At 47.4% G+C, this 6,260-nt stretch carries 6 protein-coding genes; 4 read left to right on the top strand and 2 right to left on the bottom strand.

Annotated elements, in window-relative coordinates:
• A partial coding sequence (locus AB7U36_RS16385) for a 3-oxoacyl-ACP synthase III family protein (protein ID WP_428160776.1) occupies positions 1-635 on the top strand: 635 nt, incomplete at its 5' end.
• A gap of 57 nt (positions 636-692) precedes the next feature.
• Here AB7U36_RS16385 and AB7U36_RS16380 read toward each other — a convergent pair.
• The gene (locus AB7U36_RS16380; RefSeq protein ID WP_428160775.1) at positions 693-2,327 is read right to left on the bottom strand and encodes a glucose-6-phosphate isomerase; all 1,635 of its coding nucleotides are present in this window, start codon (positions 2,325-2,327) and stop codon (positions 693-695) included.
• 66 nt (positions 2,328-2,393) lie between these two features.
• Here AB7U36_RS16380 and AB7U36_RS16375 point away from each other — a divergent pair, with 66 nt between their 5' ends.
• Positions 2,394-3,623, top strand: coding sequence for a protein GlmU (locus AB7U36_RS16375; RefSeq protein WP_428160774.1), 1,230 nt, complete (start codon positions 2,394-2,396; stop codon positions 3,621-3,623).
• A gap of 52 nt (positions 3,624-3,675) precedes the next feature.
• A complete protein-coding gene (gene glmM / locus AB7U36_RS16370) occupies positions 3,676-5,022 on the top strand; it encodes a phosphoglucosamine mutase (protein ID WP_428160773.1) in 1,347 nt (448 codons plus the stop codon).
• A 64-nt stretch (positions 5,023-5,086) separates the two neighbouring features.
• Here the strand turns inward: glmM and AB7U36_RS16365 are convergent, their stop codons facing one another.
• The gene (locus AB7U36_RS16365) at positions 5,087-5,794 is read right to left on the bottom strand and encodes a Bax inhibitor-1/YccA family protein (RefSeq protein WP_428160772.1); all 708 of its coding nucleotides are present in this window, start codon (positions 5,792-5,794) and stop codon (positions 5,087-5,089) included.
• 219 nt (positions 5,795-6,013) lie between these two features.
• Here AB7U36_RS16365 and AB7U36_RS16360 point away from each other — a divergent pair.
• Positions 6,014-6,260, top strand: a 247-nt coding sequence (locus tag AB7U36_RS16360; protein WP_428160771.1) for a transposase, incomplete at its 3' end; no start/stop codon positions are given.

The following is a 6,260-nucleotide window of genomic DNA, read 5'->3' as shown; positions in this document are numbered from 1 at the left end:
CCTATATCAAATCCGGTCTTGCCTCAAAGGTTCTTCTGGTGGGCGCTGAAGTACATTCCACTGGCCTTGACAAAACCACCCGGGGCAGGGATGTGACGGTGATTTTCGGTGATGGGGCAGCTGCCATATGTATCGAAGCCGTTGACACGGATGAAAATGTGGGTCTTATTGCCTCTGCATTGCATGCAGACGGCCATTTTGCAGAGGCCTTAAAAACCGAACTGCCTGCTTCCAATCTTATAAAGCGTATGCCCGATGGCGTTTCCACTGATGACCCCCGATATTTTCCGGTCATGGACGGTCCTGCCATATTTAAAAAAGCGGTGCGCATGCTTCCCAAGGTGACCATGGAAGTGCTGGAAAAAGCAGGAATGGAGTTGTCTGATATTGATCTTGTGGTGCCTCACCAGGCCAATAAGCGTATTAACCAGGCCTTTGGCCAATTTTTCAAGCTGCCTGAAGATAAAATTTTCCATAATATTGAAAAATACGGCAATACCACTGCTGCCAGCATTCCTTTGGCCCTTCATGAAGCCATTGAAACCGGCCGCATTGGCAAATCCGGAGATGTTGTGCTCTTTGCAGGCCTTGGTGCCGGTCTGACCTGGGGGGCCTCCCTTTACAGATTTCCCTGATTTCTTCATCCTGTTCCGAGGCGGTTTTGTTTGCCTGGAACAGGATTGATTAAAATATCAGCTTTGGGGGAACAGAAGATCCAAGTAAAAATTATCTGTTTTTGATGCACATGCAAACGTATATGACGGGTCGAGATTCCTTGCAGCCATTTCCTTTCGGATATCCCCGGCCATGACCTTGCCTAGCTCCACACCAAATTGGTCAAAGGGGTTTACGCCGAGAATGAATCCTTCCAGAACCGTTCTGGCCTCGTAGAAAGAGAGCAGCATCCCCACACTTTCGGGTTCAAGGTTATCAATGGTAATGATTGTTGAGGGCCGGTTGCCGTCAAAATTTCTGGCCGGGTCATCGCAGCTGCGGCCAAGGGCAAGTGCGCCGGCCTGGGCCAAAAGATTGGCCCACAGTTCCTGGTGGTTGGTCACCCCTTTGGACATTGCCTGAAGCCCGGTGTATCCCGGCGTTTTTACGCCGATAAAATCAATGGGAAAGGCCTTTCCCTGGTGGGCCAGCTGAAAAAATGAGTGCTGGGCATTGGTGCCGGGTTCCCCAAAGATAATGGTGCCGGCCGGCTGGGTCAAAGGCTGCCCTTTGGGGGAAACCGATTTGCCGAGGCTTTCCATATAAAGCTGCTGGACATGGGGGCTCAGGCGTGCCAGCCTTGATGCATAGGGAATAATGGCCTGGGCCGGATATCCCATATACAGGGTGTTCCAGATGGAAATCAAGGCCGCGGTTAAGGCGATATTTTTTTCTGCCGGACTTTCCAGCACATGGTCATCCATTATCCTGCAGCCATCCAGAAAGCGTTTGAAAACATCATACCCCAGAGCCAGACTTAATGGCACCCCCCCCACAGCCGAGGATACCGAATACCTGCCGCCGATGAAATCAAACATGTGAAAGGAAGCGAGTACTGGTGCATCGGGATCGTCTCCGGGACTTCCCTTTGCCGTGATGGTGACCATGTGATCCAAGGGGGCAATACCAAGGGCTTTTAGCCATGTGCTGACCTGATTGAGATTGGCCATGGTCTCGGTGGTGGTATAGGATTTTGAAATCACGATCCAGAGAGTGGTCTCTTGATCAATGGATTCAATAACCCGGGCAAAATTGTCAATATCCACATTGGGCAGAAATAAAAGTTCCATTTTTCTGTCAGCCCCGGCCAGGGCCTGGTAGACAAATTCACACCCAAGATATGAACCGCCAATACCAATGACAACAGCCTGGGTAAAGGGTTTCCCGCACGCCGAGCAGATTTTGCCTTCATGCACTGATGCGCAGAATTGTTCTATTTTTTCATTGACTTCTTGCATCTGCGCTTTAACGTCCATCTCCTTGAATAAAAGAGGTGAAGGGCCTGTGCCCCGGGCCGCAGTATGCAGCGCTGCACGGTTTTCGGTGGAGTTTACGATTTTGCCTTGGGTCATTTTACTAAATTTTTTAAGTGCATTGGACAACGTTTGAGATTCGCGCAACAAAGCTAAAGCCTTTTCATCAAGCCGCTGACGTGAAAAATCCATAAAAAAGCCGTCAATGCCAAGACTGAAATCGGAAAACCGTCCGGGACGGCCTAAAAGCTGCCGCAGATGGTGATCCGGCCCGCCAAGATTTTGGGCTGTTTTTGTTAGTTTTTTATGAAGTTTTTTTATGGAAGGGTCATCCGGATAAAGCAAACCAGCCGGGCTCATATTTATTTCTCCTTGCAATTATGGATTTGCTTGCCTGGTTTGTATTTATAGAATAAAATTTGAACCATGAATATAAAAAAAATTAAGGCCCTCTTAAAAAAAGGGGTGAATATTCCGAATCCATCCACCGTGTTTATCGGTGATGAGGTTGATATTGAGCGCATATCCCCGGATGGGGTAACGCTTTTTTCCGGCACCAAACTTTTGGGAGCAAAAACCCTGATCATGCCGGGCACCGTTCTTGGTTACGAAATGCCGGTAACAATTGAAAACTGTCTTATGGGTCCAGGTACAAAGCTGAACGGCGGATATTTTCAGGATACCGTGTTCATGGGGGACAATGTTTTTGGTTCGGGCGGGCATGTGCGAAAGGGCTGCATTCTTGAAGAGCAGGCCAATGCCGCCCACACCGTGGGGCTTAAGCAGACCATTCTTTTTCCCTTTGTCACCCTTGGCAGTCTGATCAATTTCTGCGATTGTCTTATGGCCGGCGGCACCAGCCGCAAGGATCATTCCGAGGTGGGATCTTCCTTTATTCATTTTAATTACACGCCGAACCAGGACAAGGCAACGGCCTCCATGATGGGCAATGTCCACCAGGGCGTGATGCTCAACCAGCGGCCTGTGTTCCTTGGGGGGCAGGGTGGACTTGTGGGGCCGATTAGAATCGCCTTTGGATGTATCAGTGCCGCAGGGTTCATTATCCGGAACAGTGAATTGCGGTGTAATCGATTAATCATGGGCGGGACAATGAGAAGTGCTTCCATTCAATGGTGTCCCGGTATCTACACCCGGCCCGACAGGATTTTCACTGAAAATGTTTTTTATATTTCAGGGTTGTATGCCTTAAAAGCCTGGTATCGTTTCATTCGTACGCTTTTTACCTGGGACTGGATGTCCCAGGCGCTTGTTTCAGGGTTGCAGGAAAATATTGATATCTGTATTCAGGAGCGGATAAAACGGCTGAATGAGTTTGGAAATAAACTTGAAGCGTCAAAGATGATGTTGCTCCAAAGGGGAAAAGAGCAGGGAAGTCAGGCTGTTGCCGTCCATGACACGGTTCTGGAAAAACTGTCCCAGGCGTCAGCGATATTTGATCAGGCTGATTATGATCTTAAAACCCCTGGGCCGGACGGGGAAAAATTTATACAACATATTGACATTCAAAGTATTCATAACAAAAAGGATTACGTGGGTATTATTCAGGGCCTTGACGAGTCGATTTCGATCATGGGGTCAACATGGCTTAAAGGCATTGAAGACCGGATTATTGGTGCGTTTGGGTTGGAAGTATGATTTAAAAAGAGCATGATTTAAAAGAAATCAGAAAGCAGGATAATCATTTTCAATGGGACAGTTATTTGGAACAGACGGTATACGGGGCAGGGCAAACACCTATCCCATGACATGTGACCTGGCCATGAAAACAGGCCAGGCTGTAGGCATTTTAACCCAAAAGTCTTCAAACCAATGCGTGGTAATAGGCCGGGATACCAGGATTTCAGGCCAGATGCTTGAATCGGCGCTTGCTGCAGGAATTGCCTGTGCCGGTGTTGATGTGATGACAGCCGGTGTTATTCCCACCCCCGGGGTGGCGTATCTGACCAGCGTCATTGAATCCTGCGGTGCCGGCATCATGATCTCCGCCTCCCATAATCCCTATTATGATAATGGCATAAAAATTTTTCAAAAAGGCGGCATGAAACTGTCTGATGACCAGGAAGCTGATCTTGAAAAAATTATCCTTGGGACACCCATTGATCTGCCTGCAAAAATTGGAACCATTGCATCTGCAAATGACGCCCAGGCCAGATATGCGCAGTTTCTGCTTAATAAATTTAATTTTCAAAAAAAGAGGAAAAAACTTAAACTGGTTATTGATACAGCCAATGGCGCGGCCAGTTTTTGTGCTCCCGCAATATTCACGCCTGACATTTTTGATGTAAATTTTATCCATAACCAGCCAAACGGAACAAATATAAATAAAGATTGCGGTTCCCAGCATACAAAAGATTTAAGCGATCATGTCAAAAAAATTAACGCAGACCTAGGTCTTGCCTTTGACGGTGATGCCGACCGTTTGATTGCCGTGGATGAGACCGGTCAGCAGATAACAGGAGATACCTTGCTGGCTATTTTGTCCCGATTTGCCAAACAGACTGGAAAACTTGGCAATAATATTGTTGTAAGTACGGTCATGAGCAATGTTGGATTTGGCAATGCCATGGCGCAATTGGGGATTAAGCACGAAATAACCGGGGTAGGGGACAGAAAAGTGCTGGAGCGCATGAAAGAAACCGGTGCCCTCATCGGCGGGGAAGATTCAGGCCACATGATTTTTCTGGACGAACATACCACAGGCGACGGTGTCTTATCGGCACTAAAGCTTATAGAGGTATTGTTGGAAACCAATACACCCTTATCCCAACTTGCCAAAGTCATGACTGTTTATCCCCAGGTCCTGATCAATGTTGACGTGGACGCATCTCGTCCCGACTTTATGAAAATGCCTATGGTTGCAGATGCTATTAAAGAGGTTGAATCACAGCTTGGCCGCCAGGGCAGGGTGCTTGTGCGGTATTCCGGTACCCAACCGTTGCTCAGGGTGATGGTTGAAGGTCCCGAAGAGAGCCTGACCCGGCAATGCTGTGAGAAGATCTGCAAGGCCATAAGAAAGAGCTTAAAGAGCTTATAGAAGAATTAAAAATCCCGGAACAAAATTTCTGCTCCGGGATTTTTGTCAAAAGAAAACCCTTAAATTAATCCCTTGCCACGCCAAGCAGGCTGAGCAGATGAACAAATAATCCCATAAAATCAAGGTAAAGGCTTAAGGCACCAAGAATGGCACCTTTGCGGACCATGGCACCCGTTGCATCCATGGGAAGGGTCACTGCCATAGATTTCAGTTTCTGGGTATCATAGGCGGTAAGACCTGTGAACAGCAAAACCGCAACCATGGAGATAATGGTCTGCATGGCTGAGCTGTGCAGGAATACATTGACAATCATGGCAATAAATATACCGATCAAGCCCATCATCAAAAACTGGCCCATCCCGGTAAGGTCTTTTTTCGTTATCATACCGTAAACGCTTGCGGCACCGAATGTCGCAGCGCAGATAAAGAAGGTGGAGGCAATGGATGCCCGGGTATAAATCATAAAGATCGGGGCAATGCAGATGCCGTAAAGTACAGTAAGGCCAACATAAAGACCTGTGGCCGTGCTTGCCTGCATTTTTTGAATCCGTGCACTTATAAATCCGCACATGACAATAAGACCGATGAACAATACCCAGGGCATGATGGGGGTGCCATATACGGCCTGCATTACGGCAGGGCTTTCAGATACAAAATATGAGGTCAGGCCGGTGGCGGCAAGACCGATGGCCATCCAGTTGTATGTGCTTCTGATAAACGTATTGACCCGGGTCATTACCCCGGTCTGTTGATAGGAAAGATTTGTGTTCATTTCGTCTCCTTTTATTTCAGATTAGTCAGGTTCTCTGATATTTTTTATTTTCACAACAATATAACACGGGCAGGGCAGATTTCAATATTATATTCTCAACTTTCGGAGGAGTAAATTTACACCCCCAATATATAATGGACCCCGAAATCTGAACCGGTTGCTAAGAGACACTTGACGTGCTAAAAGCCCGGTTCGATTTTCACCAGACAAAGGAGGTCCATGAGAAAGAATTACAGCGACAAGTTCAAAGCAAAAGTTGCGGTTGAAGTGATTAAAGAACAGAACACGATTTCTGAGCTGGCATCTAAATACGAAGTCCACCGGTCCATGCTGACCAGGTGGAAGAAGGAGGCACTGGAGGGGCTTCCCAATCTCTTCTCGACAGCCCAGAAGGACAGAAAGGAAAGTCACAACATACAAAACCTGATAGAGGATTTATACAAACAGATCGGCCAGCTCACCGTTG

It is taken from the genome of Desulfobacter sp. (genome assembly GCF_050177295.1).
This window is presented reverse-complemented; position numbering and strand designations above follow the sequence as displayed.

Coding starts and splice junctions, on each gene's coding strand:
- AB7U36_RS16380 (WP_428160775.1), bottom strand. CDS start 2,327: ATGAGCCCGGCTGGTTTGCTTTATCCGGATGACCCTTCCATAAAAAAA.
- glmM (WP_428160773.1), top strand. CDS start 3,676: ATGGGACAGTTATTTGGAACAGACGGTATACGGGGCAGGGCAAACACC.
- AB7U36_RS16365 (WP_428160772.1), bottom strand. CDS start 5,794: ATGAACACAAATCTTTCCTATCAACAGACCGGGGTAATGACCCGGGTC.
- AB7U36_RS16375 (WP_428160774.1), top strand. CDS start 2,394: ATGAATATAAAAAAAATTAAGGCCCTCTTAAAAAAAGGGGTGAATATT.